Origin of the sequence: Shouchella rhizosphaerae, assembly GCF_036700015.1 — a bacterium.
GTDB classification, from domain to species: Bacteria; Bacillota; Bacilli; order Bacillales; family Bacillaceae_D; genus Shouchella; species Shouchella rhizosphaerae.
In genome coordinates this window covers 469186-485840 of record NZ_CP144921.1, presented here as the reverse complement: position 1 = coordinate 485840, position 16655 = coordinate 469186, and the positions used below count along the sequence as shown (strand labels likewise).

Annotated in this window: 13 protein-coding genes, 1 pseudogene and 1 other annotated feature; of the genes and pseudogenes, 7 read left to right on the top strand and 7 right to left on the bottom strand. The window is 46.0% G+C overall.

The window, feature by feature from the left end; translation table 11 throughout:
- Positions 1 to 87: 87 nt before the first annotated feature.
- Genes V5G21_RS02630 through V5G21_RS02620 form a run of 3 tightly spaced genes read right to left on the bottom strand, consistent with a single transcriptional unit; the run spans position 88 to position 2572 of the window.
- Positions 88 to 1278 carry an acetoin utilization protein AcuC gene (locus V5G21_RS02630; RefSeq protein ID WP_011247605.1) on the bottom strand — a complete coding sequence of 397 codons (1191 nt, stop codon included), beginning with the start codon at positions 1276 to 1278 and terminating at the stop codon, positions 88 to 90.
- Complete coding sequence (locus tag V5G21_RS02625; protein WP_011247604.1) at positions 1271 to 1924, bottom strand: acetoin utilization AcuB family protein; 654 nt, start codon at positions 1922 to 1924, stop codon at positions 1271 to 1273. Before V5G21_RS02625 ends, V5G21_RS02630 begins: the two co-directional genes overlap by 8 nt.
- 15 nt (positions 1925 to 1939) lie before the next feature.
- Positions 1940 to 2572, bottom strand: a complete 633-nt coding sequence (locus V5G21_RS02620; RefSeq protein ID WP_011247603.1) for a GNAT family N-acetyltransferase — start codon at positions 2570 to 2572, stop codon at positions 1940 to 1942.
- Between the two features lie 185 nt (positions 2573 to 2757).
- Here V5G21_RS02620 and acsA point away from each other — a divergent pair, with 185 nt between their 5' ends.
- On the top strand, positions 2758 to 4467 hold the full coding sequence (gene acsA, locus V5G21_RS02615; RefSeq protein WP_338465199.1) for an acetate--CoA ligase: 1710 nt from the start codon (positions 2758 to 2760) through the stop codon (positions 4465 to 4467).
- A 38-nt stretch (positions 4468 to 4505) separates the two neighbouring features.
- On the opposite strand, the gene V5G21_RS02610 is transcribed toward acsA, so the two are convergent.
- Positions 4506 to 6827, bottom strand: coding sequence for a transglycosylase domain-containing protein (locus V5G21_RS02610; protein ID WP_011247601.1), 2322 nt, complete (start codon positions 6825 to 6827; stop codon positions 4506 to 4508).
- A 116-nt stretch (positions 6828 to 6943) separates the two neighbouring features.
- Positions 6944 to 7147 (top strand) — a binding site (T-box leader).
- A gap of 43 nt (positions 7148 to 7190) precedes the next feature.
- Between V5G21_RS02610 and tyrS the strand changes: the two genes are divergently transcribed.
- The gene (gene tyrS / locus V5G21_RS02605; RefSeq protein WP_011247600.1) at positions 7191 to 8435 is read left to right on the top strand and encodes a tyrosine--tRNA ligase; all 1245 of its coding nucleotides are present in this window, start codon (positions 7191 to 7193) and stop codon (positions 8433 to 8435) included.
- A 40-nt stretch (positions 8436 to 8475) separates the two neighbouring features.
- On the opposite strand, the gene rpsD is transcribed toward tyrS, so the two are convergent.
- Both rpsD and V5G21_RS02595 read right to left on the bottom strand, forming a co-directional pair.
- Positions 8476 to 9078, bottom strand: a complete 603-nt coding sequence (gene rpsD / locus V5G21_RS02600) for a 30S ribosomal protein S4 (RefSeq protein WP_011247599.1) — start codon at positions 9076 to 9078, stop codon at positions 8476 to 8478.
- Positions 9079 to 9296: 218 nt separating this feature from the next.
- Positions 9297 to 9785 (bottom strand): GAF domain-containing protein, encoded by a 489-nt coding sequence (locus tag V5G21_RS02595; RefSeq protein ID WP_011247598.1) that lies wholly within the window; start codon positions 9783 to 9785, stop codon positions 9297 to 9299.
- A 240-nt stretch (positions 9786 to 10025) separates the two neighbouring features.
- On the opposite strand from V5G21_RS02595, the pseudogene V5G21_RS02590 reads away from it, so the two are divergent.
- Both V5G21_RS02590 and refZ read left to right on the top strand, forming a co-directional pair.
- Positions 10026 to 10520: pseudogene (locus V5G21_RS02590) on the top strand (RNA-guided endonuclease InsQ/TnpB family protein); the annotation flags it as partial.
- A 159-nt stretch (positions 10521 to 10679) separates the two neighbouring features.
- Positions 10680 to 11315: a forespore capture DNA-binding protein RefZ gene (refZ, locus tag V5G21_RS02585; protein WP_011247596.1), complete on the top strand. Its 636-nt coding sequence runs from the start codon at positions 10680 to 10682 to the stop codon at positions 11313 to 11315.
- A 3-nt stretch (positions 11316 to 11318) separates the two neighbouring features.
- Here refZ and hisJ read toward each other — a convergent pair whose 3' ends face one another.
- The gene (gene hisJ / locus V5G21_RS02580; protein WP_011247595.1) at positions 11319 to 12095 is read right to left on the bottom strand and encodes a histidinol-phosphatase HisJ; all 777 of its coding nucleotides are present in this window, start codon (positions 12093 to 12095) and stop codon (positions 11319 to 11321) included.
- Positions 12096 to 12313: 218 nt separating this feature from the next.
- On the opposite strand from hisJ, the gene ezrA reads away from it, so the two are divergent.
- The 3 genes from ezrA to thiI all read left to right on the top strand — a co-directional run bounded on the left by ezrA (position 12314) and on the right by thiI (position 16622).
- A complete protein-coding gene (gene ezrA / locus V5G21_RS02575) occupies positions 12314 to 14011 on the top strand; it encodes a septation ring formation regulator EzrA (protein WP_011247594.1) in 1698 nt (565 codons plus the stop codon).
- Between the two features lie 272 nt (positions 14012 to 14283).
- Positions 14284 to 15423, top strand: a complete 1140-nt coding sequence (locus tag V5G21_RS02570; protein WP_011247593.1) for a cysteine desulfurase family protein — start codon at positions 14284 to 14286, stop codon at positions 15421 to 15423.
- Complete coding sequence (gene thiI / locus V5G21_RS02565) at positions 15420 to 16622, top strand: tRNA uracil 4-sulfurtransferase ThiI (protein ID WP_011247592.1); 1203 nt, start codon at positions 15420 to 15422, stop codon at positions 16620 to 16622. The genes V5G21_RS02570 and thiI overlap by 4 nt, the downstream gene beginning before the upstream one ends.
- Positions 16623 to 16655: the final 33 nt, after the last annotated feature.

Here is a 16655-nt window from a genome sequence, read left to right as displayed (position 1 = left end):
TGCAAGACTGATAAAAAACGTTCGGTGATCGACGATGCCACGGGCGTTTGTTTACAAGCTGAAGCCGGATCTTAAACAGATCCGGCTTTATTCATGCTTTTCCCCCTGTTTCTGTGCTGCTTGTTTCTCTGTACGAATATGGTACAATGCTTTTTCCAACGTCAAATTGTTCTTGGCGGTAATTTCTTTTCTTCTCGGTATTTCTGGGATAGTAGCGTCTGTCCATGTCGTCGGCAGTGTTTCTTCCGCCTTGTCCTTCCACTTGTCTATCCAAGCTTGAGGCACATGGTCGTTTGCGAATGCGGTTTGCCCGCTCATTTCCAACCAAATCAATGCCCATGCCCGTGGGACAACTCGCCATTTGTCATAGCCTCCGCCGCCGACAGCAACCCATTTTCCGCCGCAATACGTATGAGCTAGCTGGTGGGCGAGCCGTGGAATTTCGCGGTACACGTTCATTGATACATGCAAATGCGATAAAGGGTCGAGATAATGGGCGTCGGCCCCGTTTTGTGTAACGATAATGTCAGGTTTGAAAAAGTCGGCGACTTCTGTAAAAGCCGACTGGTAGACGTCTAAAAAAGATTCATCTTCTGTAAACGCATCAAGTGGGACATTGATGGAAAAGCCATAGCCTTTGCCTGACCCTTTTTCTGTCACGTGGCCAGTTCCTGGAAACAAATAGCGCCCTGTCTCGTGCAAACTTAGCGTACATACATCTGGGTCGTCGTAAAAGGCCCATTGGACGCCGTCCCCGTGGTGAGCATCCGTATCGACATAAAGGATCCGCACACCATATTTTCGCCGCATGTACTCGATCGCAATCGAAGAATCATTGTAAATGCAAAAACCGGACGCTCGTCCGCGAAAGCCATGGTGAAGGCCACCGCCTAAGTGGAAGGCATGCAAGTAGCCATCGGCTAAAACTGCGTCACAAGCCCGGAGTGTTCCGCCAACTAAATGGGCAGCCGCTTCGTGCATATGGGGAAAAAGGGGCGTGTCTTCCGTTTTTAGCCCGTATGCTTCTGCTGCGCTATCTGGTAACCGTCCTTCGCCGCCTGCAATGACTGCTTCAATAAAACGCGGATCATGAATCAGCTCCAATTCTGTTTTTGTAGCTGCGCTAGGTTGAATGAGTGGCTGGTTTTGCACCGCCCCCAACTCTTCCAAGAGAGAGTATGTCAACTCGAGACGAAGGGGATGAAATGGGTGTGTTTCGTTAAATTTATACGGATATTGACTTGGTCCATATACAAGGACAGCTTCTTTGTTATTCATTGGAACCTCCCAGTGCGGGAAACAGCGGATTATAGACTTCATATCCTGCCAATTGCAGTGCCGCAATAATACGCCGTGGATCAATCGTTTGGACACGAAATGAGAGCATATATTTTTCTGCTTTTTTGCTCGGATAAGCGACAGCGCTAACAATATTGATACGCTCTTTTTTAAAAACGGCGGCGACATCTGCCAACTGCCCAGGGCGGTTGTGTACACACACTTCGATAATGGAGCTCGGCTGATCTGCGCCGAGGAGTTTGGTTAAACTATAAAGCATATCAGACTCTGTGATCAGTCCTACCAATCGATCATTGTCCACAACTGGGAGACAGCCGACGCGATTCTGGAAAAACAGGCGTGCAACTTCTTGGACGTCATCATCAGGATGAGCGGTTAACACAGGAGTACTCATTATTTTCGTAACCGGTTGCAAAAAATCAGTTGCTTCTTTGGTTACGGAAAGGGTAGAAGGCCGTATATCACGAATATCCCGGTCAGACACAATGCCAACGACAGCTGTGTGACCGTTCGTAATAGGAATATGACGAATGGAAGCGCTTTCCATTAGGGCAATCGCATCTTCAATTGTGTCAGTGTTTGTTAGTGTTGGCACATTCGTGCGCATAATTGTTTTGATTTTCATTGGCAAACCTCCTTTCTAGTACATAAAGCGGTTTACAAAGCGGAGCTGGTCGAATTTTTCAATCGAGTTCTGGTCAACATTCTTTCCAATTCGCGCCATTAAGCAGTTTGCGGGATGGGAACTAATTTCTGGATCGTCGGTTGCATACCAAATGAGCCCACCAGCGTTCATCATTTTTTCCATCACTTTTCGGTATTCCCAGACGTCGAGTCCGCTTCCTTTTAAATCCCAATGCCAGTAATACTCTGTTGTAATAATAATATAGTTTTCCATGGCTTCATCTTTCATTGATAAGCGCAACAGCTGTTTGCCGATCCCAAGCGCCCGGTATGGAGGCGCAATTTCAATCGCACCGAGTTCGAGCAAGTTTTCCATATTGCCTTCTGACCATCGTTCCAGAGGGTCAGGATAAACAAATGTCACATAGCCAACGATCATTGAGCCATCGCGGACGACGTTAATACGCCCTTCTGGCAATTCGGCAATTTCTAAAAGCGCTTTTTTTTGTTCAGTCGCTGGCCTGAAGGAAGTTAAACCTTCATGAAAATCATAACCGGCAAGTTCGTTAGCTGGAAGAGGGCCCTCTAAAACCAATTCCTTGCCTGCAATCGAATATGGTTCGCGGATCAGTGTTTTTGGATGCTCCATTGCTTCACCTCGGTTAGACAATCTATGCTTTCATTATACATTGTAGAAACGAAAACAAGAAGGTTGCGAACGAAAATCGACGAATTTATGAAAATAAATGGAACAAAGAGTGAATTTTGTTTGAAAACGTTACCTTGTTTATACTATAATGAACTTAATTTGAGAGTGAGAGGTGTGAACCTGTTATGAAAGCGCTTCCTGCTATTGAAGGAAACCATAACCTGAAAAATTATGAAGAAGCTGTACAAAACTTTGACTGGGAGAATGTCAGAAAAACGTTTTCCTGGCATAAAACAGGCAAAGTCAACCTTGCCTATGAAGCGATTGATTATCATGCCGAGAACGGCAAAGGCGAACAGGTTGCTCTTTATTATAGCGATGCGCGCCGTGATGAATCCTATACATTTGCGGAAATGAAGACGTTCTCAAACAAAGCAGCGAATGTGCTAAAAGAAGCCAACGTTAAAAAAGGCGACCGTGTCTTTATTTTTATGCCACGCACACCTGAGCTGTATTTTACGCTTCTTGGCGCCATAAAAATAGGGGCGATTGTTGGCCCGTTGTTTGAAGCTTTTATGGAAGGGGCTGTGCGTGACCGTCTTGAAGACAGTGGCGCAAAAGTGCTTATCACAACACCGACATTACTAGAACGGGTGCCGTTTGATGATTTGCCTGATTTAGAAACGGTGCTAGTCGCTGATGAAACGTATGAAGACAATGGCCCTTTTTTACAGTTAAACAAGCGGCTTCAGGCAGCACCAAGTGATGTTGCAATTGAATGGGTAGATCGGGAAGACGGGCTCATTCTCCATTATACGTCTGGCTCAACGGGCAAGCCAAAAGGGGTTCTTCATGTTCATGAGGCGATGGTCCAACATTACCACACGGCCAAAGTCGTCCTCGACTTGCAGCCAGATGACATTTACTGGTGCACGGCCGACCCTGGCTGGGTAACGGGAACGTCTTACGGTATTTTTGCGCCTTGGCTTGCAGGGGTAACCAATGTGGTGCGCGGCGGCCGCTTCTCACCGACTGATTGGTATGAGACGATTCAGCGCTACAAAGTAACAGTTTGGTACAGCGCGCCAACCGCATTTCGTATGTTGATGAGCGCAGGCGACGAACTTGTTAAACAATATGATCTTTCGTCACTGCGTCATGTCTTAAGCGTTGGCGAACCGCTCAATCCTGAAGTGGTGCGCTGGGGAGTGAAAGTCTTTGACAAACGCATTCATGACACGTGGTGGATGACGGAAACAGGAGCGCAAATGATCTGTAACTACCCGGCAATGGAAATTCGACCAGGATCAATGGGCAAACCGATTCCAGGCGTCGAGGCCGCCATCATTGATGATAGAGGCAATGAACTGCCACCGAACCGAATGGGCAATCTTGCCATTAAAAAAGGCTGGCCAGCGATGATGCGTGCCATTTGGAACAATGAAGCCAAATACCAAAGCTATTTTGAGCTTGACGGCTGGTATGTGTCTGGCGATTCTGCTTATATGGATGAAGATGGCTACTTTTGGTTCCAAGGTCGGATTGACGATGTCATTATGACCGCAGGTGAGCGTGTTGGTCCATTTGAGGTGGAAAGCAAACTGGTTGAACACCCAGCCGTTGCGGAAGCAGGGGTCATTGGCAAACCTGACCCTGTCCGTGGAGAAATTATCAAAGCATTTATTGCACTGCGCCAAGGCTATGAAGTCACTGACGAATTAAAAGAAGAGATTCGCCAATTTGTAAAGACAGGACTCGCAGCTCATGCAGCACCGCGGGAAATGGAATTCCGCAAGTCATTGCCAAAAACGCGCAGCGGAAAAATTATGCGCCGCGTATTAAAAGCGTGGGAATTGGATTTGCCGACAGGCGACTTATCGACAATGGAAGATTAACGCAAGAAGCGTGCCTCTACCTTTAGAGGCACGCTTCTTTAATCGTCATCATCTTCTTTTTCATTAGATGGTTGAGCATTTGGTTTAAAGTTCGCTTGAAACGGGGCTAGCCCCTCGATATGATCGATCATGTCGCTTCTGTATAGATCGGTAGTGACTAAGCCTTGTTCTTCGCATGCTTTTGTTGGTGGGCCGCCTGTTAAGCCACAGACTCGTTTTTCGACAATGCCATCAGGCTGCTCAAAGCGTTTGCCTTCTGCTGTCATTAGATCCGGGTCAACACCATAAGCAGCATTAGCAAGATTGGCCCAAATGGACTGTGTCCGCGCCCCTGTGCCGAGCCCGCCAACGCGTTTGCGTAAACTAATTGTTTTGTCACCGCTATAACCATTCCATACGCCTAATGTCACCTCAGGGTTGACGGCAATAAACCATGAATCATAGTCTCTGTTGGTCGTCCCTGTTTTTCCAGCCCAGTCGGCTTGAAACTGCAACTTGTTGGCTGCTGTGCGGCCGGTGCCATTTGCGCTGTACATCACATCACGCATCATATCGGCGACCAAATAGTTTGTTTGTGGGCTAAACATTGTATGCTTACTAGCAGGATGCTCATAAATGACTTCGCCGGAATCCGTTTCGATCCGTTCGATCATATAGGGTTCCATCCGGACGCCATTGTTGCCGAAAGCGCTAAAGGCGCTGACATTTTGTTCAACGGTAACATTGCCGCCACCGATAGCGACTGCTTCATTCACGCCGTGCATGTCTGGATTAAAGCCGGCTGCGTCGCGGAGTTTTACTTTTAAGTCATCAGGGACATGCCACCACGCCTCTACAGCGGGCACGTTGCGTGATTGTGCCAGTGATTCCCGCACAGTGAGATTGCCTTTGTGAGCGTGGTCAAAGTTTCTAATTTCCCTCCCACCAGCTTTGTAAAACGCTTGTTCATCAGGAATGACAAGCCCTGGTTGGGTTACTCCTGCTTCAATCGCGCCCGCATAAGCAAGAACAGGTTTGCTCGTCGAGCCTGCTTGGCGATAAGCACGTGTAGCGTGGTTATACAGATGATCTAAGCTTTCTTCACGACCACCGACAAAGCTAAGGATTTTTCCAGTTTTATTTTCGATTAAAACAGAGCCGACTTCTTCCCGTTGCCCTTGTTTGTCGGCACCAAAATACGCGTCAGATTGTTGAGCTGCCTCGTTCATGGCATCATACAAATCTTTATCAATGGTCGTAATGATGTTGTAACCACCATTGATAATCGCGTTTTCGACTTCCGCTTTAAACTGATTGCGTTCAACTTGTTTAGCAGTGTCGCTTAATTTCTCCCAACCATCGCGGTTATCGATTTTTTGTTGTACGAGCACTGCCGTTGCCCGGTTCATAATTTCTTCAGTAAGCCGCGGCCGTTCTTCCATTGGGTCAGGCGCGCTTGTTGTAAAATCAGCAGTAAGGTCGTAGTCTTTTGCATCCTCGTATTGCTCTTTTGTGATGTACTCTTTTTCGTACATGCGGCTTAAAACCGTTTGGTAACGGTTCAACCCAGGCTGCAAACCGTCTTGATCTTTAAGCTGTTGGTCGTTTGTAAAAGGCGTGTAGCCATACGGGCTTTGCGGCAAGCCAGCTAAGTAAGCTGCTTGTGGCAAGTTTAACTCGCTTGCCGAAACACCAAAGACCCCTTGTGCTGCCGCTTCAATGCCAGCAACATTTCGGCCCGAGGCATTCCGGCCAAACGGAACGACGTTTAAGTAGGCTTCCAATATTTCATCTTTTGTCATAAACTGTTCGAGCCTAAGCGCGAGCATAATTTCTGTTGCTTTGCGGTCGAACGATACTTCATCGGATAAAATTTGTTGCTTTATTAATTGTTGTGTCAATGTGCTGCCGCCTGTCTGAACAGACGAACTAGTCAGCTCTTGCATCGTTGCCCGTAGCAACGCTTTTGGGACGATGCCATTATGCTCGTAAAAATGTTCGTCTTCTGTAGCAATGATCGCCCATTTTACTTCATCGGCCACGTCATCAAGGGAGACAATTTCCCGGTCTACTTCACTGCGGATTTTTCCTAAGTAAACGCCGCCAGCAAGGTAAATGTCGCTTGTTTTTGAGAGCGAGCCTACGAATGTGCGCATGTCTTCTTCTGAATATGTTTTTTCATCGACTACGAGGGAAGCAAAGTAACCTGCGGCGGTTCCGCTAGCGAACATAAATCCTAAAAAGCCAATAATGAATACAATAAGGAATAAATTCCATAATACTTGGTATGTAATGCCGACTTTCCGGAAGAACTGAATGTCATCTAGCTTTGCTATAAAGGCATCCCAGTTGTTCTTCCACTTCGAAAGAAAGTGCTTCATCGACTCCCCCCTTAGTCGTCTTAGTATATCATAAATTGCGTGATGCGCATACGTGTGTTCGCTATGTTGACAGTGTACACACCGTATGGTAAAACTAGAAAGTGAATTGAAAACGTAAAAAAGCGAGGAAAGGCCGAAGTATGGGCGTACGCTGCTCGAAGAGAGCCGGTGGTTGGTGCGAACCGGTACACGTACGTTAGCCAGAATTACAGCCTGGAGCTATTCTTTGTTTCGGCAAAGAACGGAGAAGCCGTTATCGAATGAGTGGGAGGCACGAATGCCTTCAACAAGGGTGGTACCGCGACAAGTTCGTCCCTTATGGGGAGGGGCTTTTTTTGCGTTGAATTGAAGGAGGAACGATAGATGGATGAAAAACAACCGTTAACCCCTGAGCAGCAAAAGCTCGTTGATGAGCAAGTGGAAGCGCTTATGCGAGGAGTTGTAGAAGTCGTCCCGAAAGAGGCATTTCGGGAAAAAATTGAGAAAAGCGTTCGAACAGGAAAGCCGTTAAACATTAAGCTTGGCATGGACCCGTCAGCACCTGATGTCCATATCGGCCATACAGTTGTACTGCAAAAACTGCGTCAATTTCAAGAGTACGGCCACCATATTCAACTGCTAATTGGTGATTTTACTGGAAAAATCGGTGATCCGACTGGAAAGTCAGAGACGAGGAAAGTGTTGACTGATGAACAAGTCAAGCAGAATGCACAAACATACGTAGAACAATACGGAAAAATTTTGGACATTGAAAAAACAGAAATTCTTTACAACTCTCGATGGCTAAGCGAGCTGAAATTTGATGATGTTTTAAAGCTTGCTGGTCAGATGACAGTGGCCCGTATGCTTGAACGGGAAGACTTTAGCAAACGCTATAAAACCGGGCAACCGATTTCGGTTCATGAATTCTTTTACCCGCTTATGCAAGGCTACGATTCGGTCGCAATGGAAACCGACATCGAAGTAGGGGGGACGGACCAAACGTTTAATTTGTTAATGGGACGCCAACTCCAAGAAGCGTACGGAAAAGAAAAGCAAGTGATGCTGACGCTGCCGTTAATTGAAGGGCTCGACGGCGTCCGCAAAATGTCAAAGTCGCTTAATAACTACATTGGCATTGACGAAGCACCAAACGAGATTTTTGGGAAGGCGATGTCGATACCTGATGAATTGATGGTAAAATACTACAAATTGGCGACGGATGTGCCGATGGATGAAATCGAAGCTTTAGAAAAAGGGCTTGCAGATGGCAGTGTCCACCCTCGCGATGCAAAAATGCGACTTGGCCATAAATTTGTAGAAATGTACCATGGCAAGGAAGCGGCTGATGAGGCAGAGCAATATTTTAAAACGGTTTTCCAAAAACGGGCGCTGCCAGAAGACATTCCGGTCTTTTCCTGGGAAGGCGACAAAGAAGTGCCGTTAATTGATTTGCTTGTTACGTTAAACATGCAGTCTTCAAAAGGCGAAGCACGCCGGATGATTCAAGGTGGCGGCGTGAAAATTAACGAACAGAAAATCACCGATATTCATACGGTCGTATCGGTTGAAGATAATATGATCGTTCAAGTCGGAAAGCGCAAGTTTGCCAAGCTGAGCTTAACATAAGGAATAAAAAAACCAGCCATTTAAGGCTGGTTTTTTATTCTTAACGAGAATACCACTCAACGATAAGCGCTTCAGTAATTTCTGCTGGAAGCTCAGAACGCTCTGGGTAACGTGTGTACGTACCTTCAAGCTTTTCTTCGTCAAATGATACGTATCCTGGCGTGAAATCATTTACATCAAGTGCTTCTTTAACAACAGTCAAATTCCGTGAACGCTCACGAAGGCCAATTGTTTGCCCGGGCTTTACGCGATAAGATGGGATGTCAACGCGTGAACCGTCAACAAGCACGTGGCCATGGTTTACTAGTTGGCGCGCAGCACGGCGTGTACGGGCAAGACCCATACGGTAGACAAGGTTGTCTAAGCGTGACTCAAGCAAAATCATGAAGTTTTCGCCGTGGATGCCGTTCATTTTGCCAGCATCGTTGAACGTGCGCAAGAATTGGCGCTCGTTTACACCATACATGTGACGAAGTTTTTGCTTTTCATGAAGTTGAAGCGCGTATTCTGAAAGCTTTTTACGTTGGTTTGGACCGTGTTGGCCTGGAGCGTAAGGACGCTTCGCAAGCTCTTTCCCTGTTCCGCTTAGAGAAACGCCAAGGCGGCGGGATAGTTTCCAAGATGGACCTGTATAACGAGACATTGTGTCTCCTCCTTGTTATTTTGGTGTTGCAAAATAACAACCTAAATGACAATCTCTAAACTCCAGCCATTCCATTTTCATGCACCTTCGCTTCGACAGCTAAAAGTTACGCGATGCACCTCAATCATTGCAGCCGCTTGAGGAATGGATTGGTCAAAAGTTCGTTTGTCTTGGCTGTCACTCACACCGATCTATCATAGCGGAAAAGCGCCTACTTGTCAATGTTTGATTAAAAAAGGTTCCACTCGCTTCAGTAAACGTTCAAGCGCTTCCGCTTCTTTTTCGTGGAAGCGGCCTTTGCTCGGGCTGTCAATATCAAGAACTGCTATCACGTTCTGTTCGTGGCGGATCGGAATAACGAGTTCGGCGTTTGAAGCGGCGTCGCAGGCGATATGCCCAGGGAATGCATGAACATCATCAATGCGCATCGTTTTGTTTTCGGCCACGGCGGTTCCGCAGACACCTTTGCCAATTGCAATCCGTGTACAGGCGGGCAGTCCTTGGAATGGGCCGAGCACAAGTTCGTTTTCTTTAAGAAAATAAAAGCCGACCCAGTTAATGTCATCTAAAAACTGGCCCAACAATGCACATAAATTGGCGTAATTGGCTAGCGCATCCGGCTCATCTTCAAGTAAGGCAACAGCTTGCTGTTCCAAAAGGCGATAGGCTGCTTCTTGTTCGGTAGGATAATCAAGTTTACTAAACATCGGGTCATGCTCCTTCCATTTGTCAAAAACCGCAGCGATTCAACAAAAGCATGCGGGATTTGTCAAAAAGTTTTTGCGTAAAAGCCGCTTAATCAGACAGGAAGCGGGTAATAAAAAACGAATACTGTTTATAAGATAACACGATTTGCGGCTGCTTGCTTTAACATATTTCCGAAAGAAGTCTCCTTCTTTAAGCGTGTAGGGCGTAGCCGGGCGGTAAGGGGAGATGACTATCGGTTGGTTTCAATAACTTCATCCGGAAAATATTCTATTTCGATTCTTACAGAGTATGAAAAAGAAATTAAAGACAAAGACATTCAAAACGTTGTAGGATTAGACTTTGCGATGGATGGGCTGTTTGTTGATAGCGACGGGAAGAAAGCCAATTACCTAAGTTTTATCGACAAATGCTGGATCGATTAGCAAAAGAACAACGCAAACTATCCCGCAAGAAAAAAGGTTCTTCGAATTGGCACAACCCTTGAAGTTTGGCAAAAGTGTCGCTGATAATAGATGGGGAATGGTCACTTCTTTCTTACAGTACAAACTAACGAGCAAGGAAAAAAACTGATCAAAATCGATAAATGGTTTCCATCCACAAAGACTTGTTCGCAATGTGGCTCCATAAAAGAAATACCATTATCCGCATGTACGTATCAATGTACTTGTGGACTAACTCTTGATAGAGACTACAACTCTGCGCTGAACATCAAAAAAGAAGGAATTCGCTTATAGCCACTGCCTCATGAATCAATCAACTCTTGGAACAAGAGGGTTAGCTTGGTCCATTTCGTCAGCTACCAAAAGGGGCGATTACCCAAGAAGCCCCCACTTCAAGCGACCTGCAAGGGTGATAAGTGGTGGGTAGTTCACAACCAACTTGGAGGGATACGAATGAGCGAACAGACGAAAACGACGATTAAAGATGCAGCTATTTCCTTGTTCTACGCAAAAGGCTTCCACGGTACATCCGTTCGCGACATTGCCAGAAAAGCTGGTGTGAATCCAGCACTGATCTCCTATTATTTTGGCGGAAAGCAGGCTTTGTTTGAATCGCTATTAATTGATTTTTTTGAAGGGTATGTAAAAACGATGGAAACAGCCGCACGGGAACCAAACGGCGATCCCATCGATTCTTTAGTAGAGCTGTTTAAAAAAGTGCTGCTTTACCAGCAATCGTGTCATTGGCTAGCGCGTATGGCACACCGGGAAATGACGCTAGACTCGACCCTTGTACGGGAAGTGATGAGCACCTATTTGCGGAAGGAGCAACATTTGCTTGAACAAGCAGTCGCCCGGTGCTTACGCAGGCAAGGGGAGCCATTAGCTGCTGATTTAATTGTTGTCCAGCTTCGCAATATGATGACATTGCCTTTTTCTTCACCGCAATACTTGCGTGAACTCTTTTTGCTTACTCCGGCAGATGAGCAGTTCATCGAGCGGTATGGACGGCATGCCGATGAATGGATTCGCTCTTTGCTTAGCTCATTGGAGCAGAGGAAAACAATGGTGGTTCGCCTGACATCGTAAAGCTTAAAACATGCGGAGACCTGCGGCAGAATGGGCGTCTGAACCATAAACAAGGGGGATGCCCATCGTTTTTGCTTGCAGTGCAATTTCTTTTGGTGGATAGGACTCTCCACAATAAGGCTTGGTTAGACCTGCATAGTTATAATCAAGCTGAAGCCCGTTTTCATGGATGGCGGCAAGGATGGCGCTGATCTCTTGTCCAAACGATTGCTCAGCCTGATAGAGCTTTTGAAATTTTTTGCATAGCGTTATATGGCCGATCCGCTTTGGTTTATAGGGGCCGAGATCAGCACAAATCGAAGCTAAAACCGTGTCGTAATAAAGGGCATATAAGGCGTTCGTGCTGCCAAGATCCGCTGCGATTGCCGCAAACTCTTCTGGGCTGTAATCGATGCAGCGGTAATGGCCGCCTACTTTCAAAAAATGGACAGATAGAATGCTGTCATCAAGGGAAGGGCCAACCTCGTTTAACAGCGCTTTTGTTTCTGCTTCGTAGCCGAATATATAATCAACCTCTAAACCAATGAGGACGTCCAGTGCGTGGGCGTACTCTTTTTTTATTGCACGCGTTTCCTGCAAATAGGCATTTAAGTCTGAAGCTGCCATGGCGCTGTCTTGGTTCGGTGTAGGATCGCTAAAACCGGCGGGAAGAGGGGCGTGTTCAGCAAATGTAATCGTCTTTAGGCCAAGTGAAATCGCTTGTTCACAGTAAGATGCCAGCGTATCCGCTGAACCATGGGGGCAAAAGGGTGTGTGGATATGCCCGTCTCGGATAATCATGGAAACAGCTCCTTTATAAATAAGGTCGTGTTTGAAGATATTTGTCGAACGGCAGTGTCGGGAATCTGCACACAAATTGTCGCATTCATGGTATTATATTACGTATCAGAATAGGGATAAAGCAATGTTTTTATAACTTAACGGCAACGTTTACGATTAGTTTGGATAAACCGATTAAAAAACAGGTAAAAGAAAAGCGCAGTAGAGGGGAGTTCCATGTGGATATTTTTGTAACAGTCATCATTATAGTGCTCGTCCTTTTTATAGCAGGGACGGCAGCTGGGATTTTTCTCAGACGGCATATACATAAAGCAGTGGACGAGCTCGATGCCAGGAAAATCAATTTATTGAATCGCGACATTCCAGAGGAAATTGCCAAAGTAAAGAAGCTCCGCATGTCAGGTGAAACGGAACAGAAATTTGAAATGTGGCGCAAAGACTGGGATGAGATTGTCGAATCGATTTTGCCTAGCATTGAGAACCAATTAATTGAAATTGAAGAATGGGCCGCAAAATACCGATTTAAAAAAGCAAAAGATGCGATTGGCTGGGTAGGAAATCGAATTACGACAGTGGAACAGCAGTTGGATACGATGGTGGAAGAAATCGATCACTTGGTTTCCGCTGAAGCGAAAAACCGCCAAGAAATTAGCGAAGTCCGTGGCAAATACCAAGAGCTGTCAAATGAGCTGTTAACAAAACGGGGATCCTTTGGCGAGGCCGTGAGAGCCCTTGATGAAGCAATGGCCGATATAAAGCAGACGCTTGCATCCTACGATGAAGCGACTGAAAATGGCAGCTATCTCCAAGCGCGGAAACAGCTTTTAATGATGAAAGATCGTTTGCATGACTTAAGGGAAACAATGAATGAGATTCCGCAGTTGCTCATCCAAGTAAAATCAACCGTTCCAGCTGATGTACGCAACTTGGAGATGGGCATTGCCCAAATGGAGGAAAGCGGCTTCCATTTAAAAACATTCGCTTTTGATGTGCGCCTTACACAATTTAAAAAAGACATTGATAAGGCGTACGAGCAACTTCTCAACCTTCACGTCAAAGAAGCAAGCGAATTGTTGCAAACGATTAACGACGAGAAGGAGCAAATGTACGAAACGCTTGAAGCAGAAGTGACTACCAAAAATAAGCTAATGGAGAAAATTCCAACACTAAAGGAACAGGTGCAGGCAGCAACAGAACGATTGCAAACGTTGTTGCGTGAAACGACTCATGTACAAAAAAGCTATTTAATTGCTGAAGAAGAAACCCATTTGCAAAATGCGTTGCAAAAAGACCTTGCCAACTTGCGGAACCAATTGCATGTCATTGTCGATGTAACCGAAAACCAAAAACAAACGTACTCTTCCATTTACGAAATGGCTGAGAAATGGTCAAAAGAGATGGACACGTTCAAAGCCAATATTGATAACAGCATTGAACGGCTTCGTCGCCTTCGAAAAGACGAGTTAAAAGCGCAAGAAACCGTCTCACGGCTTCGTAGTGTCATGTACGAAACGAAACGGACGTTGAAAAAAAGCAACTTGCCAGGGGTGCCAGTAAAGCAACTGGAAGCCCTTGACTTTGCCGAAACGAAAGTAAAGCAAGCTGCCGATGCGCTAAATGAAATCCCCCTTGAAATGGAACGAGTCGAGCAATTGGTACACGAGGCGATTGAGCAAGTTGAAAAAGGTTCAGACGCAATAGAAGAAATGGTTGAAAAAGCTAGACTCGCCGAACTGGCTATCCAGTTTAGCAACCGATATCGAAACCGTGGTGAAGAAGTGCGGCAAGCACTTGACCAAGCAGAAGACGCGTTTCGCAGTTTTCATTATGAGGAAGCACTTGAGCGAGTCCAACATGCTGTTGAGCCATATGAACCAAACTTGTTGGAAAAAGTCGAAAGGCATATAAGTGCATAGTGCCTTTGCCGTGCAAGGCGAACGCCCAACACGTACTATTTATCCAGAGTTACCAGATGCTAGGCGAGGAAGATGGGGAACGTCAAATAAGTGCATGGTTTCTGGACGTATAAAAACGACGATAACCACGAACCGACGACGTATGTGAACGCAGTTTCCTTTGTGAAACTGCGTTTTTGAGTTGCGGTGCAGATTGTTGAAAGATATGCTTGCAATAGCGAACGAGGCTTGCTAAGTTAAAAGCCTGGAAGAGAGGAAAGGAGTTACACCGGATGATTTATTTGGACAATAGCGCAACCACTCGGCCCCATCCCGACGTGCTTGTTTTATATACGAAGATGGCTGCAGATTATTTTGGCAATGCTTCGTCGTTGCATACTCTTGGCATGGAAGCGGAGCAAGTACTTGATCATGCCCGTAAACGTTTTGCTGCTTATCTTAACTGCATGCCGAATCAGCTTATTTTTACCTCAGGGGGCACAGAAGCAAATGCGGTGGCCATTCAAGGAACAGCGAAAAAGCATGCAAACGGCCACTTAATTACCACCACTGTTGAACATGCATCTATTTATGAGAATGCTCGCGCTCTTGAAGCGCAAGGGTTTGAAGTGACGTATGTGCAAGCGGACGAGGATGGACGTGTGACAAGCAAAGCGATTGAATCTGCCATTCGTCCAAATACCGTTTTGGTTACGCTTGGGCATGTCCAAGGCGAACTAGGGACTATCCAACCGATCGCTGAAATTGGCGCTTTGCTTCAACGCTACCCACAAATCAAATTTCATGTCGATGCCGTGCAAAGTTTGGCAAAAGTCCCATTTTCGCTGAAAGAAGCAAACATTGATATGCTGTCTTTATCCGCCCATAAAATCCATGGTTTGAAAGGGACAGGGTTGTTATTTGTCAACAATCCTGCTACTCTGGAAAGTCTCCTTTACGGAGGCGGACAAGAACAACGATTGCGTCCTGGCACAGAAAATACAGCAGGTGTCGCTGCATTTGCCAAGGCGCTCGGGTTAATGGAAAGTCAGGAACAGGAACAGCAACAACGGCTGCTTGCCTTAAATGACATGTTGCGCGCCAAGCTGGAACAAATAGAGGGGCTAGTCGTTAACACGCCAACATCGGGCTATGCACCTCATATACTGAATGTATCGATTCCAGGCATTAAGGCCGAAGTACTTGTGCAGGCACTCGGTCAACGCCAAATTTACGTTTCGACACAGTCAGCCTGCTCGACGAAAACGGGCAAACCGAGCCGTGTCCTTTTAGGGGCAATGAAACCGAGAACAGTGGCTGAGAGCGCCATTCGCATGAGCTTCTCGTTTGCAACGACACATGAAGAAGTGGAAGCATGTGCAGACGCCTTAAAACAGATCATTCCAGAGCTTCAGGAGGTTGTAGGGAAATGAAAATGGACCATATTCTTGTTCGTTATGGCGAATTGGCCTTAAAAGGAAAAAACAGAGGCCATTTTGAAAAACTACTGCTCGCCAATATTCGCCATGTATTAAAACCTTTTCCAAAGGTACAAGCGAAGCGGACGTTTGGGCGGATTGTCGTCGAACTAAACAGCACCGACCATGAGCCCGTTGCAGCAGCACTAGCCAATGTATTTGGCATTCAATCATACAGCCTCGCCTTAAGAGTGGAGAATGAGTTAGAAGCCATGCAAAAAGGCGCACTCTTTATGCTTACTCAACATCCAGATGCTAAAACGTTTAAAGTCTCTGCTAGGCGGGCATACAAGCTTTTTCCGATTGATTCCCAGTCCCTTAACCACAAAATAGGCTCATACGTGCTAAAGGCATTCACTGGCGAGTTAGCTGTTGATGTCCATCATCCCGATGTCAACGTTGTAGTCGATGTGCGAGAGTCAGGAACGTATATAACAGCTGGTGTGTATGCAGGAGCAAAAGGATTGCCGGTAGGAAGCAGTGGAAAAGTTCTTCATTTGCTGTCAGGCGGAATCGATTCGCCTGTTGCCGCCCATATGCTAATGGGCAGAGGAGCAGAAGTAGAAATGCTTCATTTCCACAGTCCTCCTTATACAAATGAACGGGCCAAACAAAAAGTGATTGATTTGACAAGAGAGTTGACAAAATTTGGTCGTACGATCACGCTTCATTTTGTCCCCTTCACCGATATTCAAACGCATATCCATAAAGAAGTGCCGTCCAGTTATGAAATGACGATTATGAGACGGATGATGTTGCGGATTGCGGATCGGATCGCCAGGGAACGAGGCATCTTAGCGATTTCAAATGGTGAAAGTTTAGGCCAAGTCGCCTCGCAAACACTGGCCAGCATGAATACGATTAATGAAATGACCAATTTACCTGTATTGCGTCCGCTTTTAGCAATGGATAAAGAGACGACAATCGCTTATGCGAAACGGATTGGCACGTATGAAACATCGATTCTCCCTTATGAAGACTGTTGTACGATCTTTTTGCCGACAGATTCTAAAACAAAGCCAAAACGGGATCGTTCTGCTCATTTTGAACAATACGTGCAAGTGGAGGAAAAATGCAGAGAGGCGATTGCGGGAATTGAATCCCTTGAAGTAACAGGCGCGCACACATCGCCAACATTGGACCAGTTATTTTAAAAGGAAATGATGGGAATCCCCTACTTCTTGCGA